This window comes from Saccharopolyspora kobensis, assembly GCF_900108315.1.
Taxonomy (GTDB): domain Bacteria; phylum Actinomycetota; class Actinomycetes; order Mycobacteriales; family Pseudonocardiaceae; genus Saccharopolyspora; species Saccharopolyspora kobensis.
Genome location: NZ_FNVB01000020.1, coordinates 16,242 through 32,018, shown reverse-complemented (window position 1 = coordinate 32,018; position 15,777 = coordinate 16,242). Strand labels below are relative to the sequence as shown.

The following is a 15,777-nucleotide window of genomic DNA, read 5'->3' as shown; positions in this document are numbered from 1 at the left end:
CGGGCGGTTGACCTGCTCTCGTCACACGAACCGCTGCACGAGAGGAGTTCACCGGCCGAGGACTGTCCCGGCGGCGGTGGCGGAAGGCGTACCCTCGGCCCGTGGTGACCGCACGTGGATCTCGGCGCCGTATCCGCTTCCGGCGGGACCGGCGCGGCCGCGGCCTGCGCGGACCGCTGTACCCGTCCTCGGTCCCGGTGTCGCGCAGCCGCTCGCAGCGCTTCGACGCGCTGGTGCTGGAGGCGCTGGAACCGATCGAGCAGCGCTGGCACGCCGAGCTGACCCAGCTCGACGTCGCCGTCGACGAGGTTCCGGAGATCACCAGCACCACGCCCGAGAAGGTCGTGTGGGACGACGACGTGGTGGTGGACTCCAACGTTCCGCTGGCCCGGCTCGTCCCGGCCGGGGTGGACCGGCGCGGGCTGCCCACGCGCGCGCGGATCGTGCTGTACCGGCGACCGCTGGAGGCGCGGGCGCGCGACGGCACGGACATGGCGGATCTGCTGCACGACGTGCTCGTCGAGCAGGTCGCCACCTACCTCGGCCTGGACCCGGACGTCATAGAAGGGCAGTGACCAGCGCGTTCAGCGCTGCGGCGTACCCGTGCTCGGGTGGCGCGGGGTAGCCGACGACGAGGCCGTCCGCCGCGGGCATCGAGGCGTCCGGGTGGCGGAAGTGCGCGAGCCCCTCCACCGCGATGCCGAGCCGCGCGGCGGCTTCGGTGGTGGCCTGCTCGGTGCCGGCTGGCAGGCGGAGCACGGCGTGCAGACCTGCGGCGATACCGCTCGCGGTGACGTGCGGCGCGTGCTCGGCCAGCACCGCGAGCAGCTGGTCCCGGCGTCGCCGGTAGCGCTGCCGCATGCGGCGGACGTGGCGGTCGTAGTGGCCGGACTCGATGAAGTCGGCCAGCGCCAGCTGGTCCAGGACGCTCGCCCAGCGCTCGCGCGTCCCCTTCACCGCCAGGACCTCCTCCACCAGGTGCTCCGGCAGCACCATCCAGCCGATGCGCACCGCCGGGGACAGGCTCTTGCTGACCGACCCCAGGTAGACGACCCGGTCCGGGTCGAGTCCCTGCACCGCGCCCACCGGCTCCCGGTCGTAGCGGAACTCGCCGTCGTAGTCGTCCTCCAGGAGCAGGCCGCCGGTGGTTCGCGCCCAGTCCACGGCCGCGGCGCGGCGCTCGGCGTGCAGCGGGCCACCGGTCGGGAACTGGTGGGCGGGCGTGAGCAGCGCGGCGCGCACCCGCGAATCCAGCTCGTCGGTGCGGGCGCCGTGCTCGTCCAGGGTGAGCGGCACGGTGCGGACCCCGGCGTCGGTCAGCAGCCGGCGGTGGAAGGGAAGACCGTAGGACTCGACCGCGACCGGACCGCGCAGCACCCCGTTGAACAGCAGTTCCAGGCCGTGGGCGAATCCGGAGCAGATCACGATCCGCTCCGGTTCCGCGCGCACGCCGCGGACTCGCGCGAGGTAGTCGGCCAGCGCCCGGCGCAGCTCCGGCCTGCCGTGCGGATCGCCCGGGCCGAATGCCTCGTTCGGCGCCGTGTGCAGGGAGCGGCGTGCCGATGCCGCCCAAGCGGTTCTCGGGAAGGAGGAGCTCTCGGGTTGCCCTTGCCGCAGGTCGTGGACCGGCGCCGGGTGCTTCGGCGGCCGAGCCGGACGGCTGGTTCGGCGCGGCGGTTCGGCCCGGCGCGCGACGCGGGTTCCCGAGCCCTGGCGGGCCGTGAGCCAGCCCTCGGCGATCAGCTCGGAGTAGGCGGCGGCCACGGTGTTGCGGGCCAGCCCGAGGTCGGCCGCCAGCGAGCGGTACGGCGGCAGCTTGGCGCCCGACGGCAGCCGCCCGGACCGGATCGCCTCGCGCAGCGCGGCGGTGAGCGCCGATCGGCGGCTCCCCGGCGCGGAGAGGTCCAGGTGCAGGTCACTGCCCGTCGACGCCGCCGAATTGGCCCAAGAACTTGCCACGGAATTGCACTCTACGACCGGTCGATGTGCTCCGTAGCGTGAGCGGCATGACGAACCAGAACCGCATCGACTTCGCCCGTACCGCCCCGAAGGTCTACCGCGCCCAGCGCCAGTTCGAGGACGCGGCCGGCGAAGGGCTCGACCCCGCGCTGGGCGAGCTGGTGCGGATCCGCGCCTCCCAGCTCAACGGGTGCGCGTACTGCCTGCACATGCACGTCAGCGACGCCCGCAAGGCGGGTGAGGACGAGTACCGGCTGCACATGGTCTCGGTGTGGCGGGAGGCGACGAACTTCTTCACCGCGCAGGAGCTCGCCGCGCTGGAGCTGACCGAGGCGGTCACCCTGATCTCCGAGCGCGGTGTGCCCGACGAGGTCTACGCCCGCGCGGCGGAGCAGTTCGACGAGTCGCAGCTGGCGGGTCTGCTGGCGCTGATCCTCAGCATCAACACCTGGAACCGCATCGCGCTCGCCACGGCCAAGATCGCCGGCACCGACGAACGCATCGCCTCCGCCTGACACCGCTGCGATGGGGCTGCTCAGGTGGTGGTCTTGCGGCGGCGGCCGGGGATCGCCGCGACCAGGGTGAACAGGATCGCCGCCGCTTGCACGCAGAGCAGGGCCGTGCGGGGCAGTTCGGTGAAGCCGACCTGGACCTCCGCCGCCTGCTCCGGCAGCGGGATCGCCACCTGGTGCCCCCAGGCCGTGGCCAGCGGGAACGCCATCCCGTCCACCCGCGCGTACCAGCCGGGCTCGTTCTCGGCGCCGAGGACCAGCGCGCGCCCGGCACCGCCTTCGGAGACCCGGACCGTGAAGTTCGGCAGCTGCGCGGCGACCGGGAGCGGGCGGGCTTCGGGGGCGGGTTCCGGTTCGGTCTGCGCCTGGCGCGCCAGGTCGGGGCCGACCAGCTTGACCGGCGAGCTGGGCAGCAGCACGCGCAGGATCCGGCGGCCGTCCGGCAGGCGCTGGTGCTCGGTCACCAGGTCCCGGCCGAGCTCCGGCACCCGGGAACCGGCGGGCACGACCACGAACTCCGCGCCGCGCGCCGCCACCGCGGCCAGCGCTTCCCGGACCGGACCGGGATCAGCGGATCGCAGGTCCTCGTCGACCTGGCGCAGCCAGTCGGCGGCGGAACCGGCAGGCGCCAGGTCGTCATCGCCGAAGCGCGGGCCGGTGCCGGTGATCAGCCGTGCCGGCTGCGGTCCCGGGTCGAGAACCAGCCGGGTCCCGGCCGGTGCGGCCAACGGGCGCTCCGGACCGAGCGGGCCGCCGGCCAGCGCGATCGCCGAGCTCGTCACCAGCCCGGCCACCACCGCCGACAGCGCAACGATCCCGACCACCTGCGGCACCTCGGGCAGCTTCGGCCGTCCGGCCTGCAGCACGATCCAGCCGCAACCGACGGCGACGAGCACCAGCGGACCGCCCGTCCAGCCGACGGTGGCGACGCCGCCCGCGATCGGCTCGGCGGCCGAGCCGTCCACCGCGGCGGCCAGCAGCCAGCCGAAGATCACGACGCCGACCGCGGGCAGCATCCGCTTGTCCCTGGTGACGGCCAGCGCCACCGCCGCGGCCAGGACGAACAGCACGCCGGGCAGGCTCGCCGCGGAACCGTCCGGGCTCAGCGCGAACATCCACGCACCGGCGGGCTGCTCCACTGCGCGCGCGCCGAACCCGTGCAGCAGCACTTGCGGGTGTTGCAGCAGGACGACCGGCCACGGCAGCAGGCAGGCGACGGACAGCAGGACCAGCGCGGCCAGCCCCACCACCCGGTGCCTGCTGCGCGCGTTCTCACCGGGCAGCAGGACGTGCGCGAGCAGCGCCAGCACGATCAGGGCCAGGTGCATCAGCGGCGCGAAAGCCCCCAGCACCGCAAGCCCGAGCGCCGTCAGGCAGACCGTGCCCAACCACTGCCTCCCGGAACGCCGCAGCACTGCGGCGATGCCGGCCAGCAGCGGCGGCACCAGGACGTGCGCGACCACCACGTCCAAGCGCCCCTGCCCCGCCGACAGCGATGCCACCGGTAACAAGGCGTACGCACCGGCCGCGATCGCGCGGCGCAGCGGCGGGACCGGGAGCGCTCGGGCCGCGAAGTAGGCGCTCAAGCCCGCGAGCGGAACCCCGAACAGCAGCAGGATCGACACGACCACCGACGGTCCACCTAGGACACTGCCGAGCAGCGCGAGCACCAGCAGCGACGGCGAAGCCGGAGAGCCGGTGCCACCGGCGACCGGGTGCCACGCGGCCAGGTAGTCCCGCCAGGTGGTGGCGAGATCGGCCACCGGGAGCAGCCTGCCACCGGCCAGGCCCGCGCCGAGCCGGTCGGTGAGCAGCGCGTTGATCAGCGCGAACGCCAGCAGCGATGCGGAGAGCACGAAGATCGGCGAGGTCAGCAGCCGCAGGAACCTGCCGCGGCTGAGGAAACCGCCGCGGGCGTTCTCGCGCGGTGACGGCGAGGGTCTGCGCTCCAGCCGCTCGAAGGCGGCTCGCCGGATCAGCTTGCCCGGTTCCACTTCGACCGCCGACGGATCCGGCGCTGCCAGCAGGTCGGCCAACTGCTCAGGTCCGGGCTCGGAAGCACCGTCCAGCAACCACAGCCAGCGTCCCGGGTCCGCCCACCGGCGCTTGCCCAGCGCCACGGCATCCGCGACGGCGGTGGCGAACGAGGTGTCCGGCGGCAGCGTCAGCACGTCGTCGACGGTCTGGTCGGCGCGCGCCTGCGCCAGCAGTTCCGCGGTGCGGTCGGTCGAACCGGTGTCCACCGCGAGCACGCGGCGCGGCCGTTCGGACTGCTCACCCAGGGCGGCGAGCACCCCCGGCAACCACGACTCGCCGTCCCGACACACCAACACCGCCAGCACCGGCGCGCTCACTGTCTTCCTCCTGCCGACCAGATCCACCACCGCACGAACGGTAATGCACCAGCAGCAGAAGGAAACCCGCCGAAACGATCTGCTTCACCGGGCCACGTCACTTCGTCGTGCGCGACGGACCCGCGAGCGAGGAAGGGCTACGCGCCCTGAACAGCTCACACAGCGCGGCGCTTGAGCTTGCGGCGCTCCCTTTCGGACAGTCCGCCCCAGATGCCGAAGCGCTCATCGTGCTGCAGCGCGTACTCCAGGCATTCGGAACGCACCTCGCAGCCCTGGCAGATCCGCTTCGCCTCCCGGGTCGAACCGCCCTTCTCCGGGAAGAACGCCTCCGGATCGGTTTGCGCGCAGAGCGCCCGCTCCTGCCATTCCTGCTCTTCTTCGGACATTTCGAACAGTTCGGCCAGAACGTCGAATTCCGCGACGGAGGCGTCCCCACGCTCCGCCAAGCGGCTGTCTCCTGATTCCCACATCGTTGGACTTCCCCCGATTTCTCCCGTTCCCACCGGCCCTCCCCAGGGCCGGAACAGGACGCACTCCTGATCGCGGGTGGCCTGGTCCTCCCTCCGAGGACCCCGCACTCCGACGGCGATGCCGTCGCCGACCAGGCATGCCGCCCACCCTCTCCGCGGACGGCACCTCGATCGACCCGTGCCCGACCAGGTCTCCCGCACCCGGTCGATCCGCCGATCCGATCCCCCTCCCGAGGAATGATCGTTTCAACGGTGAATGACACTGCTGTGATTACACCCGTGTAGCTCCTTGCGGTCAAGCGGAGACCATCCGTAGGGGGACACCCGGACAGCACCACCGCACCGCCACCAGGCCCCGCCGGACGCACGCTTTCAGCGCAGCGCCGGTACTCCGTCCGCCGGAAGCGATCCCCCGCACGGAGTCCTGAGATCATCAATACCACCACAAGGTCATCTCCGCCGCGTCGAGCAGCCCACCACCGGCCCCGCCGTTCGTGGACACTGGGGGCGTGAAGAGCTCCGCGACCCGCATCAGCCCCCTGTTTCTGGCCTTCCTCGGACTGACCGTGCTGGGCGGCGTGCTCGCCACGCTCGACAGCGACCTCGCCGTGACCGCCGGCGTCCTGCTGCTCGTGCTCGGCGGCTGGACGACCTCGCTGTGCCTGCACGAGTTCGGGCACGCGGTGACCGCGTTCCGCGGCGGCGACCTCTCGGTGCGCTCGAAGGGCTACCTGACGCTGGACCCGCGGCGCTACACCGACCCGATCCTGAGCATCGTGCTGCCGCTGATCTTCGTGGCGCTCGGCGGCATCCCGCTGCCCGGCGGCGCGGTGTGGATCAACCACCACGCGCTGCGCTCCCGCCGGACCGAGTCGATGGTGTCGCTGGCCGGACCGCTGACGAATCTGGTGCTGGGCCTGCTGATCGCCGTCGCGGTCGCCGCGGTGCCGATGCCGATGGAGCTGGCCGCGGGGCTGTCGTACCTGGCCTTCCTGCAGGTGATCGCCTTCGTGCTGAACATCCTGCCGATCCCGGGCCTGGACGGCTACGGAGCGATCGAGCCGTACCTGTCCGGCCCGGCTCGGCAGTTCGGCGAGAAGGCCCGGCCGTGGGCGCCGCTGGTGCTGTTCCTGCTGCTGATCGGCGTCCCGATGGTCGGCCGGATGTTCTTCCAGCTGGCCTACTTCGTGTTCGGTCTGGTCGGCGGCGACACCACGCTGACCGTCTACGGGCAGGCGATCTTCCGCAGCGTCTTCGGGTTCTGATCCACCGCCCCCGGGGCGCGGGGGACGTGCGAGGATCGGAGCGTGAAGGTCGTAGTTCTGGTCGGCGGAGTCGGTGGCGCGCGGTTCCTGCTCGGGGTCAAGGCGGCGCTGGGCCTGCCCGCCGTCGGCGAGCCCCCGCAGCAGTCCGAGCACGAGGTCACCGCGGTGGTCAACGTGGGCGATGACGTGTGGATGCACGGGTTGCGGGTCTGCCCGGACCTGGACACCTGCATGTACACGCTCGGCGGCGGCATCGACGAGGCGAAGGGCTGGGGCCGGGTCGGCGAGACCTGGTCGGTCAAGGAGGAGCTGGCCGCCTACGGCGCCGAACCGAGCTGGTTCGGGCTCGGCGACCGGGACATCGCCACCCACCTGGTGCGCTCGCGGATGCTGCGGGCGGGCTATTCGCTGTCCGAGGTCACCGAGGCCCTGTGCGACCGGTGGCGGCCGGGCGTCCGGCTGCTCCCGGTGACCGACGAGCGGGTGGAGACGCACGTCGCCATCGACGATCCGGAAACCGGCGAGCAGCGGGCCGTGCACTTCCAGGAGTGGTGGGTGCGGCACCGCGCGGAGCCGAAGGCGCACGCGATCGTTCCGGTCGGCGCGGACGAGGCGAAGCCGACGGCCGCGGTGCTGGACGCGCTGCGCGACGCCGACGTGGTGCTGCTGGCACCGTCGAACCCGGTGGTCAGCGTCGGAACACTGCTGGCGGTGCCGGGTTTCCGCACCGCGCTGCGGGAATCGGCGGCGCCGGTGGTGGGCCTGTCCCCGATCGTCGGCGGCCGACCGCTGCGCGGCATGGCCGACGCGTGCCTGGCCGCGATCGGCGTGGACAGCACCGCCGAGGCGGTCGGCAGGCACTACGGATCCCGGCAGGACGCCGAAGGAATCCTGGACGGCTGGCTGGTGCACACCGGCGACACCGCCGAGGTGCCCGGCGTGCGGGTGCGCGCCGTCCCGCTGCTGATGTCCGATGTGGACGCCACCGCCGCGATGGCGCGGGCGGCGTTCGACCTGGCGCGGGAGGCGCGATGAGGGATCACGCGGCAGCGGGCGGACTGCAGGTCTTCCCGGTTCCCGGCCTGCCCGAGTTCGGCCCCGGGGACGACCTGGCCGCGTCGATCTCGGCGGCCGCCCCGTGGCTCAGCGACGGCGACGTCGTGGTGGTCACCAGCAAGGTGGTGTCCAAGGTCGAGGGCCGGATGGTGCCCGCGCCGCTGGACCCGGAGCAGCGCGACGCGCTGCGCCGCGAGCTGGTGCTGGCCGAGGCCACGCACGTGGTGGCCCGGCGCGGCCGGACGCTGATCACGCAGAACAAGCTCGGCATCGTGCAGGCGGCCTCCGGCATCGACGCCTCGAACGTGCCGCAGGACCGGATCGCGCTGCTGCCGGAGGACCCGGACGCCTCCGCGCGCCGCTTGCGGGCCGGGCTCGCCGAGCGGCTCGGGGTGCAGGTCGGCGTGGTGGTGACCGACACGATGGGCCGCGCCTGGCGGGTCGGGCAGACCGACGCGGCGATCGGTTCGGCCGGCGTGGGCGTGCTGCACGGCTACGCGGGCAGCTCCGATTCGCAGGGCAACGAGCTGGCGGTCACGCTGGTGGCGGTGGCCGACGAGATCGCCGCCGCAGCGGACCTGGTCAAGGGCAAGCTGGGCGGCGTCCCGGTCGCCGTGGTGCGCGGTCTGACCACTGTGGACGACGGTTCGACCGCGCGGGACCTGGTGCGCACGGTCGACCACGACCTGTTCGCGATGGGCACCGCGGAGGCGCTGGCGCAGGGCCGTCGCGAGGCGGTGCTGATGCGCCGCTCGGTGCGGCAGTTCGCGGACCTCCCGGTGGACGAGGGCGCGGTGCGCCGCGCGGTCGGCGCGGCCCTGACCGCACCCGCTCCGCACCACACCCGCCCGGTCCGCTTCGTGTGGCTGCGCGACCGCCCGCTGCGGGCGAAGCTGCTGGACGCCATGCGCTCGGCCTGGCTGGACGACCTGCGCTCCGACGGCATGTCGGAGGAAGCGGCCCAGCGCCGCGTGAACCGGGGCAACCTGCTCTACGCGGCTCCGGAGCTGGTGCTGCCGTTCCTGGTCCGGGAAGGCGCGCACGACTACCCGGACGAGCGGCGCGGGGATGCCGAGCGGCAGATGTTCACCGTCGCCGGCGGTGCCGCCGTGCAGGGCCTGCTGGTGTCGCTGGCCGCCGAGGAGCTCGGCTCGTGCTGGGTGTCCTCGACGCTGTTCTGCCCGGACGTGGTCCGCGCGACCCTGGACCTGCCCGCCGAGTGGGAGCCGCTCGGCGCCGTCGCGGTCGGCCACCCGGCCGAGCCCGCCGAAGGCCCGCGCGAATCCCGCGACCTCGACGACGGATTGGTGGAGCTGTGAGCGGACCGCACACCGACGCGCGGCACGTGCTCGGCGGCTGGCGCCCGGCCGACCCGCAGCAGGAAGCGCTGCGGCACGCCTTCCTGACCTTGCTCGACGCCAGGGACGACGCCTGCCTGCGGGCCAGCGAGCCGGGGCACCTCACGGCCTCGGCGGTGGTGCTCGACGCGGCGGGCGAGAACGTGCTGCTCACGCTGCACCCCCGGGTGGGCATGTGGTTGCAGCTGGGCGGGCACTGCGAGCCCGCGGACACCACGCTGGCCGGAGCGGCGCTGCGGGAGGCCACCGAGGAGTCCGGTGTGGACGGCCTGGTGGTGGACCCGGAGCCGGTGCACCTCGACGTGCACCCGATCACCTGCTCGCTGGGCAAGCCGACCCGCCACTTCGACGTCCGCTTCCTGGTCCGCACCCCGGAGGGCGCGCAGCCGGTCCGCAGCGACGAATCCCTGGACCTCCGCTGGTGGCCGGTGAACGCCCTGCCGGACAACACCGACCTGGGCCCTCTGATCACCGCCGCCCGCCAACGGGCCTGATCAGGCGGGCTGCTCACATGGCCCGGTAGTCGCGGACCGGCATTCGGGGGCCGTGGCGGGGGCGGGTCGCTCCTGCTGCGGCGAGGTAGCGGACCGCTCGGTGGCGGTGGCCGGCGTAGGGGGCCAGGGCTTCGAGCATTCCTTCGTCGTCGAGGGGGCGACCGGCCAGGGCGAGGCCCACGATCGTCGGCAGGTGGTAGTCGCCGACGCTCACCGCGTCCGGGTCGCCCCACGCCCGCTGCGCGATCTCGGCCGCCGTCCACGGGCCGATGCCCGGCACCTTCTGCAGCAGCTCGCGCCCTTCGACGCCGCGCAGCTCGACCGCGCGCTCCAGCCTGCCCGCCACCGATGCCGCGGCCAGCAGCGTGCGCCTGCGGGCACCGTCGATGCCCGCGCGATGCCACTCCCAGTCCCGGATTTCGCGCAGCTGCACCGGGTCCGGGGCCACCCACAGCTTCTCCACCGGCCCCGGGGCGGGGCTGCCGAAGCGCCGGCACAGCTCCCGCCAGGAGCGCCAGGCCTCCCGGTTGGTGACCTTCTGCTCCAGCACGGCGGCGACCAGCACGTCCCACACCCGTCCGGACGCGCACAGCCGCACGCCGTGCGAGGCGCGCTGGCCTCGTTCCACCACCTCGTGCACGGCGACGAACCCGCTGGCGTCGTCCGCCGCCCCGAGCAGGCCCGGGAGTCCGTCCAGTACCAGCTGCGCGCCCCGGCCCCAAGCCGTGGCCTCGACTTCGCCCGCGCCGTTCTTCCGCACCCGGAGCGTGGTCGGGCCGACCGGCGTCGTGGTGCCCCACCACACCGCGCCCGCGGGCTCGACCCGCGTCGTCGGGTCGCCGCTGCCGCGGCGCAGCGGGGCCAGCACGCGGGGCGGGTCCAGCGGGTACGGCGGGGACCAGATCCTGGTCAGGGCGTCGGACATCGCTTCAGAGGGTATGCCCTCCGGTGAGCTGCTCAGCAGTCGGCGGAGAAGCGGATGCCGTGTTCGGGCAGGTCCACGCCCGGCCAGACGCGGACGCCGTCGAGCAGTTCGCAGCGCGGCCCGATGTGCGCACCGTCACCGACGATCGCGCCGCGCAGGACCGCGCCGGCTCCGATGGTCGCGCCCGCCCCGACGATGCTGCGCTCGATCACCGCGCCTTCCGCCACCCGGACACCGTTGAACAGCACCGATTCCGCGACGTGCGCACCGCTCTCGACCACGCAGTCCGCGCCGATCGAGCTGCCGCCGCTGAGCCGGGCGTCGGCGGCGATCGACGCGCCGTCGAGGACCAGCGCCTCGCCGTGCTCCCCCGGCAGCGCGTTCGTCGGGGCCGCGCCCAGCACCAGGTCCGCCGAACCGCGGACGAACGCCTCGGGCGTGCCCATGTCCAGCCAGTACGAGGTGTCGACGTAGCCCTGCACGCGCGCGCCGGAGGCGAGCAGCTCGGGGAAGGTCTCGCGCTCCACCGACACCGGGCGCCCGGCCGGGATGCGGTCGATCACCTCGCGCCGGAACACGTAGCAACCGGCGTTGATCTGGTCCACCGGCGGGTTCTCGGTCTTCTCCAGGAAGGCGGTGACGCGCCCGTCGGGATCGGTCGGCACGCAGCCGAAGCGGCGCGGATCGGCCACCTTGACCAGGTGCAGCGTGACGTCCGCCGCGGTGTCGCGGTGGGTGGCCAGCAGCTCGGTGAGGTCCACGCCGGAGAGGATGTCGCCGTTGAACACCAGCACGTCGTCGGCGCTGAGCCGGTCCGCCACGTTGCGGATCGCACCGGCGGTGTCCAGCGGCTCGGGCTCGACCACGTACTCCAGGCTCAGCCCGAGGTCGGCGCCGTCGCCGAAGTGCTCGGCGAACACCTCGGCCTTGTAGGAGGTGCCGAGCACCACGTGCTCGATGCCCGCCGCCCGGATCCGGGACAGCAGGTGGCGCAGGAACGGCACTCCGGCGGTGGGCAGCATCGGCTTGGGCGCCGACAGCGTCAGCGGGCGCAACCGGACGCCCCGCCCACCCACCAGCACGACCGCCTCGGCCGTCGACCGAGCGGTCCGGTCCTGATCATCCGCGGACATCGGCGTAGCTCCTCCTCTACCTGATGGACTTCCCTGACGAAAACCCATTGGGGGGAATACTCTGGCAGGGGCAACGGCATAATGAACACCGGGCCCGTCCCAGAACGGCCGCGCCCGGCTCGACGTCCGCCCCGGCGGACCACCGACTGCGAACGACTGAGAGGGCCTCCCATGGACCCGCGCCTCCGAGCCGACGAAGCACTTGCTCGCGCGCGGGCACGCGGCGCGTTCGTCGTCACACCGGACAACGCCATTTCCCCGATGGACGCGGCGAACACCGTGCGCATCCCGCGCGACGTGGTCGACCAGGCCGATTCGCCGGACACCACGCAGGTGATCCCCTCCGGACAGCGGCAGCCGCAGCCCGCCCCGCAGTACCAGCAGACCGAGCAGCACCCGCAGCCGCAGTACCAGCAGACCGATCCGCAGCAGGGCTGGCCGACCGAGGACTACGGGCAGGGGCTGCCGCCGAACCCGTACCACGCGCAGCGCGGCCCGAACGAGTTCGGGCCGCTCGGTTCGCAGGCCAACCAGCAGCAGTACCCGCAGTACTGAGTGGTTCTGCTCTTCGAAGCGAAGCGCAACAACGGCTTGAGCGCGCAGCGCTCGATCCGCCCTCGCAGCTCGCGCGGGTTCTCAGAGGTTTCCCGGCGAGGACGGCCCGGCCGCCGTGCACCGGTCGTACATCAGGCCGGGGCCTCTGAGGTTCCGCTACCCGCACCGCCACGCAGAACGAGCCCGGCACCGAACATCGTCAACGGGTTTCGATCCGGGCTCGGATCGCCAGCGCCGCGCGCAGGGCCAGTCGCAGCGGTGCCCAGACCGGGCCCGGGTGGCGGTCGGCGAGGTAGCGGTAGGCGCTGCGGTGGTGTTCGAGCAGCATCCGCTTGGCCGCCTTCGAGGTGGAGCGGCCGCCGATGTGCATCACCTCGGCGCTCGGCACGTAGATGTTGAGCCAGCCCTTGCGGCGCAGCCGGTCGCCCAGGTCGACGTCCTCGAAGTACATGAAGTAGCGGGGGTCGAAGCCGTCGACGGAGTCGAAGGCCTCGCGGCGCAGCAGCAGGCAGGAGCCGGACAGCCAGCCCGCCGGGCGCTCGGTGATCTGCGCCTCGGACTGCTGGTAGGCGCGGGTCCACGGATTCTTCGGCCACACCTTGCCGAACACCGCGTGCCCGGCGCCGCGGCCGATCGAGGGCAGCATCCGGGCCGACGGGTAGACCTCACCGCCGGGCTCCTTGATCAGCGGGCCGAACGATCCGCCGCGCGGCCAGCGCTTCGCCGCCGCGAGCAGTTCGTCGAGCGATCCCGGCTGCCACTCCAGGTCGGGGTTGGCGATGACCACCCACCCGTACTCGCTGCTCAGCTGGGCCACGCCGCGGTTGGCGCCGCTGCCGTAGCCGAGGTTGCCGCCGGTGGGCACGAACTCGACGTCGGCGCGCTCTTCAGCGGCGCGCTCCGGTTCGCCGTCGGTGGAGCCGTTGTCGGCGAGGATCACCCGGGTTCGGCGGTCCGTCGCCTGCTCCAGGGTGTCGAGGAACCGCCCCAGCGTCTCGCCCGGCGAATAGGTCACGGTGACAACGGCGAGTTCATCGCCGTAGGTGCGCGCGTCGGTCACGCCACCACATTCTGCCGAACGTCCCGCGGCCGCCGAACCCGACCACGGTGTCCCGGCCACCGGCCCCACCGACGCCCGCGGACAACTCACCGCTGCGGTGGAGGACTTCCGCAATTTCAATGGAAATCACACGTCCAATTTCAATTGAATTTGCATGATCGTCGGCGTGTCGGCACCCAACACGCCGGTGGTGCGTCGGGATCTGGGCGATTTCAATGGAAATCAGATGTCTGATTTCCATTGAAATCGCTTCGCCCGGGTCCGGTCAGCGGGTGCGGAGGTGGATGTGGTGGGCGCGGGCGAAGGCCGCGCGGTGCTGGGTCGCGCAGGCCGCCCAGGTGAACTCCTTGGCCCGGCGCTGCGCCGCGGCCGCCAGCGCCGCTCGGCGGGTCGGGTCGTCGAGCAGCTCGGTGAGGCCGGCCGCGATGTCCCCGGACCCGACGCCGCAGTAGGCGACGGCGTCACCGCCGACTTCGGGCAGGCTCAGGCGCCTGGTGGTGAGCACGGGCGCTCCGCAGGCCATCGCTTCCAGGACCGGCAGGCCGAAGCCCTCGCCCAGGCTCGGGTAGGCGACGACGTCCGCGCCGCCGAGGAACCCGGCGAGCTGCCCGAACGGCAGGTAGCCGGCGCGGATCACCCGGATCCGGTGCGGCACCGCTTCCAGCGCCCGCTCCACGCGGGTGTCCCAGCCCGGTTGGCCGGCCAGCACCAGCGCGGGCGAATCGGTGCGGCCCTGGCAGGCCAGCGTGAAACCGCGGATCAGCGCGGGCACGTTCTTGCGGGGTTCCAGCGCGCCGAGGAAGGCGACGTAGGGCTGGTCGTGCAGGCTCAGCCGCTCGCGGACCGCCTGGACCTCCTCCGGCGTCGGCGGGTGGAACCGGTCCGGGTCGACGCCGTGGAACATCACCGGCATCCGCGCCCGGTCGGCGCCGACGGAGCGGTTGAGCTCGGCCGCGGTCGCTTCGCTCGGCACGATGCACAGCGTCGCGCGGCGCAGCGCGGTGCGCGTCCAGGCGCGGAAGAAGCGGGCCTTGACCGGCGAGTGCACGGCGGGGTTGGTGAAGAAGGTGGCGTCGTGCAGGGTCACCACCGACGCCGCCGGGTTGGCCAGCGGGGTCGTGTAGTGCGGGGAGTGCAGGACGTCGATGCCGAGCCGCCGCACCAGCAGCGGCAGGGTGGTCTGCTCCCAGGTCAGCCGCGCGGTGCGGGTCGCGACGGCTTCGGCGGCGGGCACCACGTCGGTGTGCGGCGCGATGGCCGCGTACAGCTCCGCGTCGCGGGGCTGGCAGGCGACCGTGAGCCGCGCGCCGTCGGCGTCCAGCGCCGCCAGCAGGGAGTCGACGTACCGGCCGACGCCGCCTCGGTCCGCGGGTACTGCGGTGGCGTCGATGAGGATGTGCGGCTCGCCTCTGTGCACCAGAGCAGATTACGGGGCGAAACGTCCGGCCCGGGCGGTGTACGTGAAAATGTGTTCTGGTCTATCCCGTTCGGTCACCGGTGACCGAACGGTGCAGCGCCCAGACCTCGCGGGCCACCCGGGTCCAGGTGAAATCCGCTACACGCCGGTGCCCGGCCGCGATCAGCGCCTCGCGCCGCGCCGGATCGCCGAGCACCTCGCGCAGCGCAGCGCCGAGCGCCACCGGATCGGCTCGCGGCACCACCACACCCGCGCCTCCGGCGACCTCCACCAGCGCGGGCGCATCGGAGTGCACGACGGGAACACCGAGCGCCATCGCCTCGACGAGCGGCAGCCCGAAGCCCTCCGCGAGGCTGGGCGCGGCCAGCGCGGTCGCGTTGCGCAGCAGGACCGCGAGTTCGGCGTCGGACACCGAGGACAGCACGCGCACCCGGTCGACCCCGCAGTCCGCGGCGATCCGCGCCACGTCCACCCCGCCCCAGCCCTGGTGGCCGACGACCAGCAGCGGGACGTCCGGGACGTCGGCCATCGCGCGCACCAGGTGCGGGTAGCCCTTGCGGGGTTCGATGGTGCCGATGGCCAGCACGTACCGCTCCGGCAGGTCGAGCCGCACCGCCGGATCCGGTTCGGCCAGCAGCGCCGGGGTGACGCCCTCGCCGATCACCTGCAGCCTGGCCGCGCGGACGTGCTCGGCGAGCTCGGCGGCCACGGCGGCGGTGGGCACGACCAGCGCGTCGGCCTGCCGCGCGGCCCGGCCGATCGCCCGGCGGTGCCAGGAAACACCGCGCGGCGTCAGGGTTTCCGGGTGCGTCCACGGGACGGTGTCGTGCACGGTCACCACCAGGCCGCGGCCGCGCTTGGCGGGCGGCGCGAGCGGTGTCATGGCGTGCACGGAGTCACCGCCCGGCCACAGCGGGACACCGCGTTCCCACGCCGCGACCAGCGCGCGCCGCGGCAGCGGCAGCACTCGCGGCCCGGCGACACCGGGCACTCGCGCGGCTTCGGGATCGCCGCGGCTGATCACGCTGCTGATCTCCCAGCCCTCGGGTGCGGTCTCGGCCAGCGCGCGCAGCAGTTCCCGGGTGTAGCGGCCGGTCCCGCCGGGGACGGGCGCGAGCAGCTGCTCAGCGATCGCGACGAGCTCGGGCACCCGCCCAGCTTCCCACGTGCCGGCGCTCGGGCGCCGACGACTGCGGCACGAGCTCCGCGTAACGTCTTC

15 protein-coding genes are annotated in these 15,777 nt (G+C 73.3%); 7 read left to right on the top strand and 8 right to left on the bottom strand.

Features of this window, described 5'->3' with window-relative positions; translation table 11 throughout:
* The first annotated feature begins 101 nt into the window (after positions 1-101).
* A complete protein-coding gene (locus C4T78_RS35465; RefSeq protein ID WP_177247858.1) occupies positions 102-575 on the top strand; it encodes a metallopeptidase family protein in 474 nt (157 codons plus the stop codon).
* Here the strand turns inward: C4T78_RS35465 and pdxR are convergent.
* Positions 559-1,959, bottom strand: a complete 1,401-nt coding sequence (gene pdxR, locus C4T78_RS35460; protein ID WP_093358955.1) for a MocR-like pyridoxine biosynthesis transcription factor PdxR — start codon at positions 1,957-1,959, stop codon at positions 559-561. The two genes, C4T78_RS35465 and pdxR, sit on opposite strands and share 17 nt — an antisense overlap.
* Before the next feature lie 47 nt (positions 1,960-2,006).
* Here pdxR and C4T78_RS35455 point away from each other — a divergent pair, with 47 nt between their 5' ends.
* Positions 2,007-2,474: a carboxymuconolactone decarboxylase family protein gene (locus tag C4T78_RS35455; RefSeq protein ID WP_093358998.1), complete on the top strand. Its 468-nt coding sequence runs from the start codon at positions 2,007-2,009 to the stop codon at positions 2,472-2,474.
* A gap of 20 nt (positions 2,475-2,494) precedes the next feature.
* On the opposite strand, the gene C4T78_RS35450 is transcribed toward C4T78_RS35455, so the two are convergent.
* A complete protein-coding gene (locus C4T78_RS35450) occupies positions 2,495-4,825 on the bottom strand; it encodes a glycosyltransferase family 2 protein (protein ID WP_093358957.1) in 2,331 nt (776 codons plus the stop codon).
* Positions 4,826-4,980: 155 nt separating this feature from the next.
* Positions 4,981-5,295, bottom strand: coding sequence for a WhiB family transcriptional regulator (locus C4T78_RS35445; RefSeq protein WP_093160498.1), 315 nt, complete (start codon positions 5,293-5,295; stop codon positions 4,981-4,983).
* Between the two features lie 509 nt (positions 5,296-5,804).
* Here C4T78_RS35445 and C4T78_RS35440 point away from each other — a divergent pair.
* The 4 genes from C4T78_RS35440 to C4T78_RS35425 are packed head-to-tail and all read left to right on the top strand — an operon-like array spanning position 5,805 to position 9,468.
* Positions 5,805-6,560, top strand: coding sequence for a site-2 protease family protein (locus C4T78_RS35440; RefSeq protein WP_093358959.1), 756 nt, complete (start codon positions 5,805-5,807; stop codon positions 6,558-6,560).
* A 42-nt stretch (positions 6,561-6,602) separates the two neighbouring features.
* The gene (cofD, locus tag C4T78_RS35435; protein WP_093358961.1) at positions 6,603-7,595 is read left to right on the top strand and encodes a 2-phospho-L-lactate transferase; all 993 of its coding nucleotides are present in this window, start codon (positions 6,603-6,605) and stop codon (positions 7,593-7,595) included.
* Positions 7,592-8,935, top strand: a complete 1,344-nt coding sequence (locus C4T78_RS35430; protein WP_093358963.1) for a coenzyme F420-0:L-glutamate ligase — start codon at positions 7,592-7,594, stop codon at positions 8,933-8,935. The genes cofD and C4T78_RS35430 overlap by 4 nt, the downstream gene beginning before the upstream one ends.
* Positions 8,932-9,468, top strand: a complete 537-nt coding sequence (locus C4T78_RS35425; protein ID WP_093358965.1) for an NUDIX hydrolase — start codon at positions 8,932-8,934, stop codon at positions 9,466-9,468. Before C4T78_RS35430 ends, C4T78_RS35425 begins: the two co-directional genes overlap by 4 nt.
* A gap of 13 nt (positions 9,469-9,481) precedes the next feature.
* Here C4T78_RS35425 and C4T78_RS35420 read toward each other — a convergent pair whose 3' ends face one another.
* On the bottom strand, positions 9,482-10,393 hold the full coding sequence (locus C4T78_RS35420; RefSeq protein ID WP_177247859.1) for a DNA-3-methyladenine glycosylase family protein: 912 nt from the start codon (positions 10,391-10,393) through the stop codon (positions 9,482-9,484).
* A gap of 32 nt (positions 10,394-10,425) precedes the next feature.
* A complete protein-coding gene (gene manB, locus C4T78_RS35415) occupies positions 10,426-11,526 on the bottom strand; it encodes a mannose-1-phosphate guanylyltransferase (protein WP_093358967.1) in 1,101 nt (366 codons plus the stop codon).
* Positions 11,527-11,787: 261 nt separating this feature from the next.
* On the opposite strand from manB, the gene C4T78_RS35410 reads away from it, so the two are divergent.
* Positions 11,788-12,081 (top strand): hypothetical protein, encoded by a 294-nt coding sequence (locus tag C4T78_RS35410; RefSeq protein WP_374703929.1) that lies wholly within the window; start codon positions 11,788-11,790, stop codon positions 12,079-12,081.
* 199 nt (positions 12,082-12,280) lie between these two features.
* Here the strand turns inward: C4T78_RS35410 and C4T78_RS35405 are convergent, their stop codons facing one another.
* From C4T78_RS35405 to C4T78_RS35395, 3 genes are all read right to left on the bottom strand, one after another.
* Positions 12,281-13,141 (bottom strand): glycosyltransferase family 2 protein, encoded by an 861-nt coding sequence (locus tag C4T78_RS35405; RefSeq protein ID WP_093358971.1) that lies wholly within the window; start codon positions 13,139-13,141, stop codon positions 12,281-12,283.
* A gap of 265 nt (positions 13,142-13,406) precedes the next feature.
* Positions 13,407-14,537, bottom strand: coding sequence for a glycosyltransferase family 4 protein (locus C4T78_RS35400; protein ID WP_093359002.1), 1,131 nt, complete (start codon positions 14,535-14,537; stop codon positions 13,407-13,409).
* 82 nt (positions 14,538-14,619) lie between these two features.
* The gene (locus C4T78_RS35395) at positions 14,620-15,708 is read right to left on the bottom strand and encodes a glycosyltransferase family 4 protein (RefSeq protein ID WP_218161776.1); all 1,089 of its coding nucleotides are present in this window, start codon (positions 15,706-15,708) and stop codon (positions 14,620-14,622) included.
* Positions 15,709-15,777 lie beyond the last annotated feature (69 nt).

Bases quoted from the DNA above. Each gene is read 5' to 3' on its own strand.
- C4T78_RS35430 (WP_093358963.1), top strand. From the start codon at position 7,592: ATGAGGGATCACGCGGCAGCGGGCGGACTGCAGGTCTTCCCGGTTCCC.
- C4T78_RS35445 (WP_093160498.1), bottom strand. From the start codon at position 5,295: ATGTGGGAATCAGGAGACAGCCGCTTGGCGGAGCGTGGGGACGCCTCC.
- C4T78_RS35410 (WP_374703929.1), top strand. From the start codon at position 11,788: ATGGACGCGGCGAACACCGTGCGCATCCCGCGCGACGTGGTCGACCAG.
- C4T78_RS35455 (WP_093358998.1), top strand. From the start codon at position 2,007: ATGACGAACCAGAACCGCATCGACTTCGCCCGTACCGCCCCGAAGGTC.
- C4T78_RS35420 (WP_177247859.1), bottom strand. From the start codon at position 10,393: ATGTCCGACGCCCTGACCAGGATCTGGTCCCCGCCGTACCCGCTGGAC.
- manB (WP_093358967.1), bottom strand. From the start codon at position 11,526: ATGTCCGCGGATGATCAGGACCGGACCGCTCGGTCGACGGCCGAGGCG.